Source organism: Streptomyces sp. NPDC007983 (assembly GCF_042958345.1).
Lineage (GTDB): Bacteria > Actinomycetota > Actinomycetes > Streptomycetales > Streptomycetaceae > Streptomyces.
Window position 1 is genome coordinate 11,392 of record NZ_JBIBJI010000008.1, and the last position, 17,602, is coordinate 28,993.

3 protein-coding genes and 2 pseudogenes are annotated in these 17,602 nt (G+C 74.8%); 4 read left to right on the top strand and 1 reads right to left on the bottom strand.

Features of this window, described 5'->3' with window-relative positions; genetic code table 11:
• Positions 1-30: 30 nt before the first annotated feature.
• From ACFZCY_RS24870 to thiO, 4 genes and pseudogenes are all read left to right on the top strand, one after another.
• A pseudogene (locus tag ACFZCY_RS24870) lies at positions 31-10,650 on the top strand (SDR family NAD(P)-dependent oxidoreductase); the annotation flags it as partial.
• On the top strand, positions 10,647-11,222 hold the full coding sequence (locus ACFZCY_RS24875) for an FcoT family thioesterase (protein WP_391177277.1): 576 nt from the start codon (positions 10,647-10,649) through the stop codon (positions 11,220-11,222). The pseudogene ACFZCY_RS24870 and the gene ACFZCY_RS24875, both read left to right, overlap by 4 nt.
• A gap of 28 nt (positions 11,223-11,250) precedes the next feature.
• On the top strand, positions 11,251-13,347 hold the full coding sequence (locus ACFZCY_RS24880) for an SDR family NAD(P)-dependent oxidoreductase (protein ID WP_391177279.1): 2,097 nt from the start codon (positions 11,251-11,253) through the stop codon (positions 13,345-13,347).
• The gene (gene thiO / locus ACFZCY_RS24885; protein WP_391177281.1) at positions 13,344-14,432 is read left to right on the top strand and encodes a glycine oxidase ThiO; all 1,089 of its coding nucleotides are present in this window, start codon (positions 13,344-13,346) and stop codon (positions 14,430-14,432) included. The genes ACFZCY_RS24880 and thiO overlap by 4 nt, the downstream gene beginning before the upstream one ends.
• A 58-nt stretch (positions 14,433-14,490) precedes the next feature.
• On the opposite strand, the pseudogene ACFZCY_RS24890 reads toward thiO, so the two are convergent.
• Positions 14,491-17,598: pseudogene (locus tag ACFZCY_RS24890) on the bottom strand (type I polyketide synthase); the annotation flags it as partial.
• Between the last annotated feature and the right edge of the window lie 4 nt (positions 17,599-17,602).

The following is a 17,602-nucleotide window of genomic DNA, read 5'->3' on the forward strand; positions in this document are numbered from 1 at the left end:
CATGCCTCTTCTTCGTTGCGGAGTATGCACATGACCGAGCAGTCACAGGCCGCGATGCTGGAACTGGTGCTGGCGCAGGCCGCTGCCGTGCTGCGGGCCGCCGACCCCGACACCTACGGGGACGGACCCACCGACGTGGCGGCCGACCGCCCGTTCCTGGCGGAGGGCCTGGACTCGCTCGGCCTGGTCCAGCTGCACCGGCGGCTCACCGCCGAACTGGGGGTGGACCTGCCCGTCACCATCGGCTTCGACCACCCGACACCGGCCGCCCTCGCCCGCCACCTGGTGGCCGTGGTGCACGGCACCACCGTGCCTGAAGACCACCACGAGCCCGCCGCCACCGCCGCGCCCGCGGTGTCCGACGAGCCGATCGCCATCGTCGGCATCGGCTGCCGCTACCCCGGCGGGGTGACCTCGCCCGAGGACCTGTGGCGGATCCTGGCCGACGGCACCCATGTGCTCACCGACTTCCCCGCCGACCGGGGCTGGGACCTCGACCGCCTCTACGACCCCGACCCCTCCGCCACCGGTACCAGCTATGTGCGGCGCGGCGGGTTCCTGCCGGACGCCGCCGACTTCGACGCCGACTTCTTCCAGATCAACCCCAAAGAGGCGCTGGCCATGGACCCCCAGCAGCGGCTGCTGCTGGAGACCACCTGGGAGGCGCTGGAGCGCGCGGGCATCGACCCGGGCCGGCTGCGCGGCACCCCGTCGGGGGTGTTCATCGGAGTGGAGCCGCACGAGTACGGGCCCCGTACCCACGAGGCGCCGGACGGCCTCGACGGCTATGTCCTGGGCGGCAGCCTGCCCAGCGTCGTGTCCGGCCGCGTCGCCTACACGCTCGGCCTCGAAGGGCCCACGCTCACCGTCGACACCGCCTGCTCGGGCTCGCTCACCGCCCTCCACCTGGCCGTACGGTCCCTCCAGCGCGGGGAGTGCGGGCTGGCGCTGGCGGGCGGCGTCACCGTCATCTCCAGCCCCGGTACGTTCACCACGTTCAGCCGCCAGCGCGGCCTGGCCCCGGACGGGCGGATCAAGGCGTTCGCCGCGGCGGCTGACGGCACCTCCTTCGCCGAGGGCGCGGGCGTGTTCGTCCTGGCCCGCCTCGACGACGCGCTGCGCGACGGGCACCCGGTGCTGGCCGTGATCCGCGGCACCGCCATCAACCAGGACGGCGCCAGCAACGGCCTCGCCGCGCCCAACGGCCTCGCCCAGCAGCGCGTCATCCGCCAGGCGCTCGCCGACGCGGGCCTCACCCCCGACGAGGTCGACGCGGTCGAGGCGCACGGCACCGGCACCACCCTCGGCGACCCCATCGAAGGTCAGGCCCTGGTCGCCGCCTACGGAGGCGGGCGCACACCCGGCAAGCCCCTGTGGCTGGGCTCGGTGAAGTCCAACATCGGGCACACCGGCGCGGCGGCGGGCGCCGCCGGGGTCATCAAGATGGTCCAGGCGATGCGCAACCGTACGCTGCCGCGCACCCTGCACGTGGACGCGCCGACCCCGCACGTCGACTGGTCCGGCGGCACCGTGCGGCTCCTCACCGAGCCCGTCCCGTGGGAGGCCACGGACACCCCGCGCCGGGCCGGGATCTCCTCGTTCGGCGCGAGCGGCACCAACGCCCACGTCATCATCGAAGAACCGCCCGCCCCCGCCCCGGAAACCCCCGAGGCCCCCGCGGCCGATCGCCCCGTCCCCGTCGTCCTGTCCGCGCAGGGTGAGGACGCCCTGCGTGGCCAGGCCGCCCGGCTCCTGATGGCCCTGGACGACGCGTCGCCGCTGGACATCGCGTACTCGGCCGCCACCACGCGCGCCGCGCTGCGCCACCGCGCCACGGTCGTCGCCACCGACCGCGTCCAGCTGCGCCGCGCCCTGACCGCCCTCGCCGAGGGGGAGACCGCGTCCGGGCTGCTCACCGGAACGACGCGGGCGACGGGCCGGACCGCGTTCCTGTTCACCGGCCAGGGCAGCCAGCGCGTCGGCATGGGGCGCGAACTGGTCCGGGCCTTCCCGGTGTTCGCGCGAGCCCTCCAGGAGGCCGCCGACCACCTCGACCTCCACCTCGACGAGCCGCTGGGCGAGGTGCTGTTCGCCGAGCCCGGCTCGCCGCGGGCCGAACTCCTCCACCGGACCCGGTACGCGCAGGCCGCGCTCTTCGCCGTCGAGACCGCCCTGTTCCGGCTGCTGGAGTCGTGGGGCGTCACCCCCGGCCTCGTCGCCGGGCACTCCATCGGCGAGATCGCCGCCGCACACGCCGCCGGGGTCATGACCCTGGCCGACGCGGCCCTGCTCGTCGGCGCGCGCGGCACGCTGATGGACGAACTTCCCGTCGGCGGCGCCATGGTGGCCGTCCAGGCCGAGGAGGCGGAGGTCGCCCCGTATCTGACCGAGCGGGTCGGCCTCGCCGCCGTCAACGGCCCGGCCGCCGTGGTGCTGTCCGGTGAGGCCGACGCCGTGCTGGCCGTCGCCGCCCGCTTCGCCGAACAGGGCCGCAAGACGCGACGGCTGCGCGTCTCGCACGCGTTCCACTCGCCGCTGATGGACCCGATGCTCGACGGCTTCCGCCGGGTCGCCGAAACCCTGACGTACGCGCCGCCCCGCATCCCCCTGGTGTCCGCCCTGACCGGGGAGGTCGGCACCGCGCTCGACGCCGACTACTGGGTGCGCCACGTCCGCGAGCCGGTGCGGTTCGCCGACGGCATGCACCGGCTGGAGGCCCACGGCGTCACCACCTATCTGGAGCTGGGCCCCGACGCCGTGCTGTCGGCGATGGGGCGCGACTGCCTCGCCGATGGCGGCCCCGACACCGCGTTCGCCGCGCTGCTGCGCGACGGGCACGACGAGGAGCGCCAGGCCGTCACCGCGCTCGGCACGGCGCACGCCCACGGCGTGACCGTCGACTGGGACCGCTTCTTCGCGGGCCGCGGCGCCCGCCGGACCGCGCTGCCCACCTACGCGTTCCAGCGCAAGCGGTACTGGCTGGACGCCGGAAGCGGCCCGGGCACCATCGGGCATCCGCTGCTGGACACCGCCGTCAGCCTCGCGGGCGTCGACGGGCTGGTCCTGACGGGCCTGCTGTCCACCCGGTCGCAGCCGTGGCTGGCCGACCACGTCATCGCCGGGGTCGTCCTCGTACCCGGCACCGCCCTGGTCGAGCTGGCCGTGCGGGCCGGGGACGAGGCGGGCTGCGGCGTGGTGGAGGAACTCACCCTGGAGACGCCGCTGTCGCTGACCGGGGACGCGGCGGTGGAGGTGCAGGTCGTCGTCGGCGCGCCCGACGCGGCGGGCCGCCGCACCGTCGAGATCTACTCGCGCCCCGCGCGCAGCGAGGAGAACTGGACCCGGCACGCCAGTGGCGTGCTGGCCGAACACGGCGAGGGCGCGGCCGCCGATGGGGCCGCGTTCGCCCGGTGGCCACCGGACGGCGCGGAGCCCATCGACATCGACGGCCTCTACGAGCGCCAGGCCGCGCAAGGGTACGGCTACGGGCCCGCGTTCCAGGGTGTGCGCGCCGCGTGGCGCCGCGGGGACGAGGTGTTCGCCGAGGTCGCCCTCGACGAACCGGGCGCCGAACGGTTCGGGCTGCATCCGGCGCTGCTCGACGCCAGCCTGCACGCCGCCGAAGGGCCGGAGGACGACGGCCAGGTGCGGCTCCCGTTCGCCTGGCTCGGCCTGGAATTGCACGCCGCCGGCGCCACGGCCGTACGTGTCCACCTGCTCCGGACCGCCGCGGACGAGGTCGCGGTCGAGCTGGCCGACACCACCGGGGCACCGGTCGCCACCGTACGGTCGCTCGTCCAGCGGCCCGTGCCGCTGAACGGCGTGTTGTCCGGGGCACGGGACGGGGCGCTGCTGCGCGTCGAATGGACCGAGGCCCAGGCCCCGCCGCAGCCGGACGCCACGGCCGGGGAATTCCAGCTCGCGTACGTGCCCGCCACCTTCCCCGGCGCCCCCGCCGAGGCGGCGCGGGAAGCCACGCTGTACGGCCTGAAGCTCATCGAGAACGCGCTGCGCGACGACACCCGGCTGGCCATCGTCACCCGTGAGGCGCGGGGTGACCTGACGCTCGCGCCCCTGTGGGCGCTGGTGCGCTCCGCCCAGGCCGAGAACCCCGGCCGGTTCGTCCTCGTCGGCACCGACCGGGACGTACCCGAAACCGAGCTGCGCGCCGCCCTGGCCACCGGCGAGCCCCAACTCGCCCTGCGCGACGGCACGGTGCTCGTACCGCGCCTGGTGCGCACCCCTCTGCCGGACGCCCCGCCGCGCGCCGCGTGGGACCCTGACGGCACGGTGCTGATCACCGGCGGCACCGGGGGGCTCGGTGGCCTGGTCGCCCGCCACCTCGTCCGCCGGTACGGGGTGAAGCGCCTGCTGCTCACCGGGCGGCGCGGCCCGGACGGCCCCGGAGCCGCCGAACTCGTCGCCGAACTGGCCGCGTCGGGCGCCGAGGCGACCGTGGCCGCCTGCGATGTGGCCGACCGCGCCGCCCTGGCGGCGCTGCTGGAGGCCATCCCCGACGAGCATCCGCTGACGGCCGTCATCCACGCCGCCGGAGTCATCGACGACGGGCTGGCCGGATCGCTCACCCCCGAGCAGGTCCGTACCGTCTTCCACGGCAAGGCGGACGGCGCCTGGCATCTGCACGAGCTCACCCGGGACCGTCCGCTGGCCGCGTTCGTGCTGTTCTCCTCCGCGGCCGGGACCCTGGAGTCCGCCGGGCAGGGCAACTACGCCGCCGCCAACGCCTTCCTCGACGCCCTCGCCGAGCACCGGGCCGCCCACGGCCTCACCGCCACGTCCCTGGCGTGGAACCTGTGGGCGGGCGACGCGGGCATGGGCGCCCGCCTGGACGAGGTGACCCTCCGCCGCGCCGCACGGTCCGGGCTCCCCGCCCTCGGCTCCGAGGAGAACCTCGCCCTCTTCGACCAGGCACTCACCACCGGCGCACCCGCCCTGGTGCCGCTGCGCCTCGACGTCCCCGCGCTGCGGGCCCGCCCCGACGGCATCCCGCCGATGCTGCGCGGCCTGGTCCGTACCCCCGCCCGCCGTGCCGCCGCCACCGTGGCCACGGGCGCCCCGGGCGGGGCGCTGGCCGACCGGCTGGCCGGGAAACCGGACGCGGAACGGGCCCGGATCGTCCTGGACCTGGTGCGCGCGCAGATCGCGGTCGTCCTCGGCCACGACAGCGGCACCGCCATCGACCCCCGCCGCGCCTTCACCGAGCTGGGCTTCGACTCCCTGGCCGCCGTCGAGCTGCGCAACGCGCTCGGCGAGGCCACCGGGCTGCGGCTCACCTCCACCCTGATCTTCGACCACCCGACCCCGAGCGCCCTGGCCGACCACGTGCTCGACAAGGTGCGCGGCGCCGCGCCCGCCACCACCCCGGCGCGGACCGCCGTGCGGGCCCCGGCCGAGGAGCCCGTCGCGATCGTGGCGATGGCCTGCCGCTACCCGGGCGGCGTGACCTCTCCCGAGGAGCTGTGGCGGCTGGTCGCCGACGGCACCGACGCGATCGCCGGCTTCCCCGAGGACCGGGGCTGGAACCTGGAGGAGATCTACCACCCCGAGCCCGGCAGACACGGCACCACCGCCACCCGCGAGGGCGGTTTCCTCTACGACGCCGCCGACTTCGACCCCGCCTTCTTCGGCATCAGCCCGAAGGAGGCCCAGGCGATGGACCCGCAGCACCGCCTGCTGCTGGAAACCGCGTGGGAGACCCTGGAGCGCGGCGGCATCGACCCGCTGTCCCTGAAGGGCAGCGCCACCGGGGTGTTCGCCGGGGTCATGTACCACGACTGGGCGCCGCCCTCAGGCTCCGTCCCCGAAGACCTCGCGGGCTTCACCGCGGGCGGCGGCCTCGGCAGCGTCGCGTCCGGCCGCATCGCGTACACCCTCGGCCTCCAGGGCCCGGCGGTCACCATCGACACCGCCTGCTCCTCCTCCCTGGTGGCGATGCACTGGGCGATACAGGCGCTGCGGCAGGGCGAGTGCACCCTCGCGCTGGCCGGTGGCGTCACCGTGATGGCCACGCCAGAGACGTTCATCGGGATGAGCCTGCAGCGGGGACTCGCCGCCGACGGCCGCTGCAAGGCGTACGGCGCCTCCGCCGACGGCACCGGCTGGGGCGAGGGCGCGGGACTGCTGCTGCTGGAACGGCTGTCGGACGCGCGCCGCGCCGGACACCCCGTGCTCGCCGTGATCCGCGGATCGGCCGTCAACCAGGACGGCGCCTCCAACGGCCTGTCCGCGCCCAACGGCCCCGCCCAGCAACGGGTGATCCGGCAGGCCGTGGCCGCCGCGGGCCTCACCCCCGCCGACATCGACGCGGTCGAGGGCCACGGCACCGGCACCACCCTCGGCGACCCGATCGAGGCCCAGGCGCTGATGGCCACCTACGGTCAGGAGCGCGCGGACGGCGAACCGCTGTGGCTGGGGTCGGTCAAGTCCAACCTGGGGCACACCCAGGCCGCCGCCGGAGTCGCCGGTGTGATCAAGATGGTGATGGCGATGCGGCACGGGCTGCTGCCCCGCACCCTGCACGCCGACACCCCCTCCCCGCACATCGACTGGACCGAGGGCGCCGTCGAACTCCTCACCGAGGCGAGGCAGTGGCCGGGGAACGGCCGCCCGCGGCGCGCCGCGGTGTCCTCGTTCGGCGTCAGCGGCACCAACGCCCATGTGGTCCTGGAGGAGGCGCCGCCGATCGCCGCGCGCGAACCGCGCGGCGAGCGGCCCCCGGCCGCGCCGCCGATCGTGCCGCTCACCGTGTCCGCGGCGTCCGCCGAGGCGCTGCGCGCCCAGGCCGCCCGCATCGCCGCCCATCTGCGTGAACACGAGGACACCGGCCCCCTCGACGTCGCCGCCTCGCTCGCCCGAGGCCGCGCCGCCCTGGAACACCGGGCCGTGATCGTGGACGCCGACCGCGCCGGACTGCTCGCCGGACTCGACGCGGTGGCGGCCGGGAAGACGCCCGCCTCCGTCGTCCAGGGCGTGCGGCGCGGCGACCCGCGCGCCGTGTTCGTCTTCCCCGGACAGGGCTCGCAGTGGCCCGGCATGGGCGTGGACCTGCTGGAGCACTCACCGGCCTTCGCGACCCGCCTCGGCGAATGTGCCAAGGCCCTCGAACCGTACGTCGAATGGGACCTGCTCGACGTGCTGCACGGCGCGCCCGGCGCACCGCCCCTGGAGGCCGTCGACGTCGTACAGCCCGCGCTGTGGGCGCTGATGGTGTCGCTGGCCGAGGCGTGGCGCGCCGCCGGTGTCGAACCGGCCGCCGTCGTCGGCCACTCCCAGGGCGAGATCGCCGCCGCCTGCGTCGCCGGCGCGCTGTCGCTGGAGGACGGCGCGCGCGTCGTCGCCCTGCGCAGCCGGATCATCCGCCAGGACCTGGCGGGCCGGGGCGGCATGATGTCGGTGGCCCTGTCCGCCGACCGTACGGCCGGGTATCTGGCCGACTGGGACGGCCGCCTCCAGCTCGCCGTCGTCAACGGCCCCGCCTCCGTCGTCGTCTGCGGCGACCCGGGGGCCCTGGACGAGCTGCGGGAGCGGCTGGACGCCGAGGGCGTCCAGACCCGCCGCATCCGCGTGGACTACGCCTCCCACTCGGTGTTCGTGGAGGAGATCCGCGACCGGCTGCTCACCGAGCTGACCGGCCTGACCCCGCGCACCTCGGCCATCCCGTTCTACTCCACCGTCACCGCCGGGCAGCTGGACACCGAGGGTCTGGACGCCGCGTACTGGTACACCAACCTGCGGCAGACCGTCCGGTTCGAGGAGACGACGCGCGCGCTGCTGGCCGACGGCTTCGAGATCTTCGTCGAATCCAGTTCGCACCCGGGCCTGCTGGCCGGGCTCGGCGAGACCGCCGAATCGGCAGCGGTGCCCGCCACCCTCGTCGGCACCCTGCGCCGCGACGCGGGGGGCCCGCGCGAATTCCTCACCTCGCTGGCCGAGGCGTACGTACGGGGCGCCACCGTCGACTGGGAAACCCAGTTCGCCGGGACCGGAGCCCGGCGCGTCGACCTGCCCACGTACCCCTTCCAGCGCAAGCGGTACTGGCTGCCGGTGCCCGAGCCCACCGGCGACGCGCGGGGCATCGGCCAGCTGCCCGCCGACCACCCGCTGCTGGGCGCGGCGGTGCCGGTCGCCGGGGCCGGGGGAGTGCTGCTCACCGGACGGCTGTCGCGCTCCGCCCAGCCGTGGCTGGCGGACCACGCCGTCGCCGGCACCGTCCTCTTCCCCGGCTCGGGCTTCGTGGAACTGGCCGTCCGCGCCGGGGACGAGGTCGGCCGGGGACGCGTGGAGGAGCTGACGCTGGAGGCCCCCCTCGCCCTCCCGGAGCGCGGCGGCGTGGCCATCCAGGTCGTCGTCGGCCCGGATCTGCGCACCGTGTCCATCCACTCGCGGCCCGACGACGCACCCGCCGACGCCGCCTGGACCCGCCACGCGCAGGGCACACTCGCCGACGCGGCACCGGAACCGGCGCCCGACCCCGCGCCCTGGCCGCCGCCGGGCGCCGAACCGGTCGACCTGACCGGCTTCTACGAGCCGCCCTCCGCCGGCGGCCCGGTTGACGGCCCAGTCGACGGACCCGTCTACGGACCCGTCTTCCGGGGGCTGCGCGCCGCCTGGCGGTCCGGCGACGCGGTGTACGCGGACATCGCGCTGCCCGAGCAGGCCGCCGCCGAGGCCCCGCGGTTCGGGCTGCACCCGGCCGCGCTCGACGCGGCCCTGCACGCCACCGCGCTGCTCGCCACCGACGCCGAGCGGGTCACCCTTCCGTTCGCCTGGACGCGGGTCGACCTGCACGCCTCGGGGGCCGCCGCGCTCCGGCTGCGGATGACCCGGCTGGGCGAGGACGAGGTGGCGCTGCGCCTCACCGACACCGCGGGCCGCCCCGTCGCGTCCGTCGACTCGCTCGTACTGCGCCCGATGGCCACCGGCCTTGCACCGGCGGCCGCGTCCCACGACGCGCTGTTCGAACTCGCCTGGGCGCCCGCCGTGTCCAATGAGGCCGCCCCGTCCCGGACGGTCGTGCACCGCTGCGCGGGCGGCACGACCACCGAGGCCGTACACGCTCAGGTCGCGGCGGCGCTGAGTGTGCTCCAGTCCTGGCTGGAGGAGGAACGGGACGACGACGCCACGCTGGCGGTCGTCACCCGGGGTGCGGTGTCCGTGGACGGCGAGGACGTCACCGACCTCGCCGGAGCCGCGGTCTGGGGGTTGGTCCGCAGCGCGCAGACGGAGAACCCGGGGCGCGTCGTCCTCATCGACCTCGACCCCACCGAGACGGCCGTCGAGCCCTCCGAGGCCGACCTCGGCGCGGCGGTGGCCACCGGTGAGGCGCAGCTCGCGCTGCGCTCCGGCACCCTCCACCGGCCGCGCCTGACCCGTGTCACGGTGGACCGGCCCGGCGCTCCCGCCACCGTCTTCGGCGACCGGCCCGGCACCGTGCTGATCACCGGCGGCACCGGCACCCTGGGTGGCCTGGTCGCCCGCCACCTGGTCACCGCCCACGGCGTCACCGATCTGCTGCTCACCAGCCGCCGAGGCCCCGCCGCGCCCGGCGCCGGCGCACTGGCCGCCGACCTCATCGCGCTCGGCGCCCGTGTCGAGGTGGCCGCCTGCGACGCCGCCGACCGCGACGCGCTGACGGCCGTGCTGGCGGGCCGTACGCTCGCCGGAGTCGTGCACACCGCGGGCGTCCTCGACGACGGGATCATCTCCTCATTGACGCCGGAGAGGCTGGCCGCGGTGATGCGCCCCAAGGTCGACGCCGCGCTGAACCTCCATGAACTCACCGCGGGCCAGGACCTCTCGGCGTTCGTGCTGTTCTCGTCCGCCGCGGGCGTGACAGGAGGCGCCGGGCAGGGCAACTACGCCGCCGCCAACGCCTTCCTCGACGGCCTCGCCGCACACCGCCGCGCCCACGAGCTGCCCGCACAGTCGCTGGCCTGGGGACTGTGGGAGGAGGCCAGCGGCATGACCGGCGCGCTGGACGCCGCCGACATCGCGGGCATGCGGCGCGACGGCGTGCTGCCCATCGCCTCCGACGAGGGCATGGCGCTGCTGGACGCCGCCGGGGCGCTCGACCGGGCGTTCCTGGCGCCCGTACGGCTCGACCTGACAGGCCAGCGCCGTCCCGAGGTGCCGTACCTGATGCGCGACCTGGTACGCGGCCCGGCGCGCCGTACCGTCGACCCCGCCGCGTCCCTCCCCGAACCCGCCGAGAGCCTGCGCGACCGGCTGGCCCGGCTGACGCCCGCCCGCCGGGAACAGGCGCTGCTCGACGTGGTCCGCACCCAGGCCGCCGCCACCCTCGGCTTCGCCGACGCCGACGAGGTCGACGCCGAGCGGTCGTTCCGCGACATGGGCTTCGACTCCCTCGCCGCCGTGCGGTTCCGCAACGCCCTCGGCGAGGCCGTCGGGGAACGCCTGTCCGCGACGCTCGTCTTCGACCACCCGACCGCGCTCGTCCTCACCCGCCACCTGCTGGACGAACTGGGCTTGAGCGAGCCGGAATCCACACCGGAATCCACACCGGACGGCCCGGAGCCCGGCCGGGACACCGAGGACCGCACCGCGGCCATCCAGAACATGAGCCTCGCCGAACTCCTCCGCACCGCGCAACGATCAGGAGACCCGACATGACCCGGCTGCTCGACGACCCGCTCGACGACACCGACCAGCGCGTCTACCCCACCGACGAGGAACTGCTGCACCGCGTGCTCACCCCCTACCGGGCCAAGCGGTGCGAATACCTCACCTCGGCCACGGTCACGGTGGCGGGCGACCCCCTCGACGGCGGGCGGCTCGGCGCCGCCTGCACCTTCCTGATCCCCGAGTCCTGCTACATCGACGACACCGGACACTTCAACTCCGTCGAGTTCAACATCTGCTTCAACCAGATGGCCTACTACCTGATGGCCAAGTCGGTGAAGGAATCGCTCGTCGCGCCCTTCTCGCGGTGGACGCTGGAGCAGTTCTGGACCCGGCAGCTCGCGGACGTGTTCATCACCGACTTCAAGAGCACCTTCCGCACCGCCATGAGCGGCCGCCACTTCCGCGGCGAGATCGAGATCGCCGACATCGCCGAATGGGACGCCAACGATCTGCGCGACGCCCTGGTGATGCTGCGGACCCGCTGCCGCTACTGGGACGAGCAGGGCGGCGAGAGCCACGGTGAGATCGCCGCCGCCATCACCAACCCGCCCGAAAACTGACCCGCCCGGCCCCGCGGAGGAAGCGACCATGAGCAACCCGGAACGGCCGGAGCTTCCCCAGGAAGCCCGGCAGGTCGACATCGCACACATCTACCGCCGTCTCGCCGACCGCGGCCTCCCGTACGGGCCCGCCTTCCGGGGCCTGCGCGCCGTGTGGGCGGACGGCGACGAGGTCTACGCCGAGGCCCGGCTCGACGGCGCCGCGTCCGGCGGCGAGAGCGACTACCACCTGCACCCGGCGCTGTTCGACGCCGCCCTGCAGGCCGCGCTGGTCCCCGGCCTCGACCGCGACGACAGCACCTTCCTGCCCTTCGCCCTGCGCGGGGTGCGCATCCACAAGCCGGGCGCGCGGCGGCTGGGCGTCCACGCCCGGCCCGGTGAGGGCGGCGTGTCCCTCGCCCTCACCGGTGACGACGGCGAACCGGTCGTCACGGTCAAGAGCCTCGTCAGACGTCCCGTCACCGCCGACCAGCTCGACGCCGCCGCGCAGCGCACCCAGCTGCTGCGCGTCGCCTGGAAGTCCGTCGAGCAGCCGTCGGCCGCCGCCGACCAGCGGCGCTGGGCGTTCCTGGGCACCGACCACATCGGCGTCACCGGCGCCCTGAAGTCCATCCGCCGCTCCTTCGACTCCTACCCCTCGCTGGCCGCCCTCGACTCCGCGCTCCGCGAAGGCGCCCGCGTACCCGACGTGGTCGTGGTCTCCTGCACCGACCAGGACTCCCCGGTCCGCTCGGCCGCCCAGCGCGCCCTGATGCTCGTCCAGGAGTGGTCGGCCGACGAACGCCTCGCCGACGCCCGCCTCGTCCTGGTCAGCAGCGGCGCCCTCGCGACCCGCCCCCAGGAAGACCTGTCCGACCTGCCCGGCGCGGCCGTGTGGGGGCTGCTGCGCAGCGCCCAGTCCGAACACGCCGGCCGCTTCGTCCTCGTCGACGTCGACGACCCCGAGGACTCGGGCCGCGCCCTCCTCGCCGCCGTGGCCTCCGGCGAACCGCAACTCGCCGTGCGCCACGGCGCCCTGTTCCGGCCGCGCCTCGTCCGCTGCCCGCCACCGCCCGGCCGCAACAGCCTCACGGGCACCGTCGTCATCACCGGCGGCACCGGCGCGCTGGGCCGCCTGATCGCCCGGCACCTGGTCACCCGACACGCCGTGCGCCACCTCGTGCTGCTCAGCCGCCGCGGCCCGGACGCGCCCGGCGCCGACGGCCTGACCGCCGACCTCACCGCGCTCGGCGCCCGCGTCGACGTGATCGCCTGCGACACCGCCGACCGCCCGGCACTGGAACGCGCCCTGGCGGACATCCCCGCACCCTCCGCCGTCATCCACACCGCGGGCGTGCTGTCCGACGCCACGGTCGACACCCTCACGCCGCGCAGGCTCGACACGGTCCTGCGCCCCAAGGTCGACGCCGCGCTCCATCTGCACGACCTCATCCGGGACCCTGACTGCGCGTTCGTGGTGTTCTCGTCCGTCGCCGGGCTGACCGGCAACGCGGGACAGGGCAACTACGCCGCCGCCAACGCCGTCCTCGACGGGCTCGCCCACCACCGCCGCACCCTCGGCCTGCACGGCGTCTCCCTCGCCTGGGGCCTGTGGGAGAGCGAGGACGGCATGGGCTCCGAGCTGTCCACCGCCGACCTCACCCGCATCAAGCGCTCCGGCTTCGCCCCGCTCGGCCACGACCAGGGCCTGACCCTCTTCGACGCCGCTCTCGCCGGGGACGAGGCCGTTCTCGCGCCCGTACGGCTGAACGAGTCGGCCCTCACCGGGGACGTCCCGCCCGTCCTGGCCGACCTGGCGCCCGCCTCGGCGCCCCGGCCCACCGCGACCGACACCCTGCGGGCCCGGCTGGCGAACCTGCCCGAGGCCGAACACGACGCCGCCGCCCTGGAGTTCGTCCGTAACGCGGCCGCCGCCGTCCTCGGCTACGACAGCCCCGACGACATCGACCCCGACCGGGAGTTCCACACCGTCGGCCTGGACTCCATCGGCAACCTCGAACTCAGCCGCCGACTGTCGGCCGGCACCGGTCTGCGGCGGCTGCCCGCGACCCTCACCTTCGACCATCCGACCCCCGCAGACCTCGCCTCCCATCTGCGGCGACTCCTCCAGGAGAGCGCATCATGAACACCGTTGTCATCGGCGGAGGCATCATCGGCCTCGCCACCGCCTGGCGGACCCTGCGCCACGGTGCCACCGTCACCGTGATCGACCCGGCCCCCGCCACCAAGGCATCCCACGCGTCGGCGGGCATGCTCCCGCCCAGCAGCGAGCAGATCGACGGCGAGAACGACCTGCTGCGGCTGTGCCTGGCCTCCCGGGACCTCTGGCCGTCCTACGCCGCCGAACTGGAGGAGTTCGCCCCCTCCGGTTTCCGGCGCGACGGCGTCCTGGACGCCGCCTTCGACGACGACGCGCTCCGCGTCCTCGACTTCCAGGAGTCCTTCCGGGAGTCGCTGGGCATCCGCTCCGAACGCCTCACGCCCGAGGAGTGCGGCACCGTCCAGCCCGCCTTCGCCCCCGCCCTCGGCGGCCTGCTGGCCCCCGACGACGGCGCCGTCGACCCGCGCACCTTCAACGCGGCGCTGCTCACGGCCATCGAAGCGCTCGGCGGCACCGTCATCCGCCGCCGCGCCATCCGGGTCGCGAACCACACCGTCACCCTCGACAACGGCGACGCGGTCACCTTCGACCGCGTCGTCCTGGCCGCCGGCTGCTGGACACACCACATCGGGGGCCTCCCCGAGGAGGCCATCCCGGTGATCCGTCCCGTCAAGGGCCAGATCCTGCGGCTGCACTCCGACCCACCGCTGCTGGGGGTGACGTCCCGCGCCCTCTCCAAGGGCGGGTCGCTCTACCTGGTGCCCCGGCTGGACGGCGAACTCGTCGTCGGCGCCACCTACGAGGAGCGGGGCTACGACGAGACCGTGACCGCCGACGGCACCCGCGGCCTGCTGGCCCGCGCCGCCGAGGTCATCCCCGGCGTCGGCGCCCTGCGCTTCGCCGAGATCACCGCGGGCCTGCGCCCCGCCTCGCCCGACGAACTCCCGCTGATCGGCCCGACCTCCGTCCCCGACGTCTACCTGGCTGCCGGCCACTTCCGCATGGGCGTCCAGCTCGCGCCCATCACGGCCGAGGTCATGGCCGCCTACCTCACCGACACCGCCCCGCACGCCTCGGCGGCGCCGTTCACCCCGCTCCGCCTGTCCTGACCGGGACACAGCACAAGGGCCGGACACCTCGCAAGGTGTCCGGCCCTTGTGCTGACCGTCAGGAGACCGGCACGGGCGCGCTCAGGTGGCCGGTGGCGTTCTCGGTCCAGGAGTGGTCCTCCTCCGAGCGGGACCTGATGGTCAGGGTGCGGCCCGTGGCCGGGTCCTCGGGCCCGACGATGACCTGCAGCAGTGCGGCGCCCCGGGCGCCGAAGGTGACGGGGGCGTTCAGGACGAGTTCCGCTATCTCGTCGATCCCCACGGTCTGCGCGGCGTGGAACGCCAGCTCGACGAAGGCGGTGCCGGGGAGGATGACGGTCCCCATGACGATGTGGTCGCCGAGCCAGGCGTGGTCGGCCAGCGTCACCCGGCCCGTGAACAGATGGCTGCCGTCGGGGAGTTCGGTGGCCGTGGCCAGCAGCGGATGCGTGGCGGGCTCCAGGCCGAGGCCCGCGGGTGAACCGGCGGGGTCGGGGGTGTCGAGCCAGTAGCGGCGCCGCTGGAAGGCGTACGTGGGCAGGGGGACGGCCCGGGCCCCGTGCCCGGCCAGGAACCCCTTCCAGTCGACGGCGACCCCGCAGGCGTGGGCCTGGGCCAGCCCGGTGACCAGGCTGGTCGGCTCGTGGTGACGGGGGCGCAGCAGGGTTACGGCGGCCGCCTCGGGCAGCGCCTCGCGGGTGAGCGCGGTGAGGACGGCGTCGGGGCCGATCTCCAGATAGGTGGTGACGCCGAGGTCGTGGAGCGAGGTGAGGCCGTCGTGGAAGCGGGTGGTGCCGCGGATGTGCTCGGTCCAGTAGGCGGCGCCGGTGGTGTCGGAGCCGGTGGCGGCGCGGCCGGTGACGGTGGAGATGAGGGGGATGCGGGGCGCGTCGTACCGCAGAGTCTCGGCGACCTGGCGGAAGTCGTCGAGGATGGGCTCCATATGGGGCGAGTGGAAGGCGTGGCTGACGGTGAGGCGGCGGGTGCGCCGCCCTTGGCCGGAGAACTCCTCGGCGATGGCGGTGACGTCGGTCTCGTCGCCGGAGACGACGACCGATCGGGGCCCGTTGACGGCCGCGATGCCGACACGTTCGGTGAGATGAGGAGTGACCTCGTCCTCGGTCGCCTCGACGGCGACCATGGCGCCGCCCGGGGGCAGGGCCTGCATCAGGGTGCCACGGGCCGCCACCAGGCGGCAGGCGTCGTCCAGGGAGAGGATGCCCGCGGTGTGGGCGGCGGCGATCTCACCGATGGAGTGGCCGATGAGGTGGCTGGGGGTGATGCCGAAGTCCTCGGCGAGGAGCCGGGTGAGGGCGGTCTGGAGCGCGAACAGGCCGGGCTGGGTGTAGCGGGTCTGGTTCAGGAGCGTGGGGTCGTCCGCGAAGACGACGTCCTTGAGGGGCCGTTCGGCGCCGAGGTGGCGGTCGAGGGTGGCGCAGACCGCGTCGAACGCCTCGCGGAAGACGGGGTAGGTGTCGTAGAGCTGTCGGCCCATGCCCGGGTGCTGGGCGCCCTGGCCGGTGAAGAGGAAGGCCACCTTCGTCGTGCGGGGCCGGGTGGGGAGGGTGGCGGGGGCGGGGTCCTGGGCGAGGGTGTGGAGATGGGCGAGGAGTTCGTCGCGCGTGGCACCGACCACGGCGGCCTGGTGCTCGAAGGTGGCACGGGCGGTGGCCAGGGTGCGGGCGATGTCGGTGGGGTGGAGGGTGGGGTGTTCGGTGATGTGGTCGAAGAGGCGCTGGGCCTGGTCGCGGAGGGCCTGTTCGGTCTTGGCGGAGAGCAGCCAGGGGACCGTGGTGGTGTTCGCCGTGGGCTCCGGCGTGGGCGTGGCGGGGGCTTGTTCGAGGATGAGGTGGGCGTTGGTGCCGCTGATGCCGAAGGAGGACACGGCGGCGCGGCGGGGGTGGTCGGTCTCGGGCCACGGCCGGGGTTCGGTGAGCAGCTGGACGCTGCCGGTGGTCCAGTCGATGTGCGGGCTGGGCTGATCGACGTGGAGGGTTTTGGGCAGGGTGGCGTGGCGCATGGCCTGGATCATCTTGATGACGCCGCCGATGCCGGCCGCCGCCTGTGCGTGGCCGATGTTGGACTTGAAGGAGCCCAGCCACAGCGGCTCCTCGCGGTCCTGGCCGTAGGTGGCGAGCAGGGCCTGTGCCTCGATGGGGTCGCCGAGGGTGGTGCCGGTGCCGTGGCCCTCCACGGCGTCCACCTGGTCGGGGGTGAGCCCGGCGCTTGCGAGGGCGGCGTGGATGACCCGCTGCTGAGCGGGGCCGTTGGGCGCGCTCAACTGGCTGCTCTTGCCGTCCTGGTTGACCGCCGAGCCCCGTATGACGGCCAGGATGGGGTGGCCGTTGGCCTGGGCGTCGGAGAGCCGTTCCAGCAGGATCGTGCCCGCGCCCTCGGCCCAGGTGGTGCCGTCGGCGGCGGCCGCGAACGACTTGCACCGGCCGTCGGCGGCCAGCCCGCGCTGGCGGCTGAACTCCACGAACATGCCCGGCGTCGGCATCACCGCCGCGCCACCGGCCAGCGCCATGGCCGACTCGTCGTTCCGCAGCGACTGGCAGGCCATATGGAGAGCCACCAGCGACGAGGAGCACGCGGTGTCCACGGTGACCGCCGGGCCCTCCAGACCGAGTGTGTACGCGATCCGCCCGGAGGCCACGCTCAGGGTGGTGCCCGTCAGCAGATGACCCTCGACATCCTCCGGGCCCCGGTGGATGAGCGAGGCGTACTCGTGCCCGGACACCCCGCTGAACACCCCGGTACGGCTGCCGCGCAGCTCACCCGGGGACAGCCCGGCGCTCTCCACACACTCCCAGCTGGTTTCCAGGAGCAGCCGCTGCTGGGGGTCGAGCGCGAGGGCCTCGCGGGGGCTGATGCCGAAGAACTCGGGGTCGAAGCGGTCGGCGTCGTAGAGGAAGCCGCCCTCGCGGGCGTAGGTCTTTCCCGTGGCGTTGGGATCCGGGTCGTACAGGCCGTCCAGATCCCAGCCGCGGTTGTCCGGGAACGGCCCCACCGCGTCACGCCCCTCGGACACCAGCTCCCACAGCCCCTCGGGTGTGGTGGCGCCGCCGGGGAACCGGCAGGCCATGCCCACGACCGCGATCGGCTCGCGGGCCCGTGACTCCGCCTCGGCCAGCCGCTGGCGGGTGCGCTGGAGGTCGGCGGTCACCCGCTTCAGATAGTCGCGCAGCTTG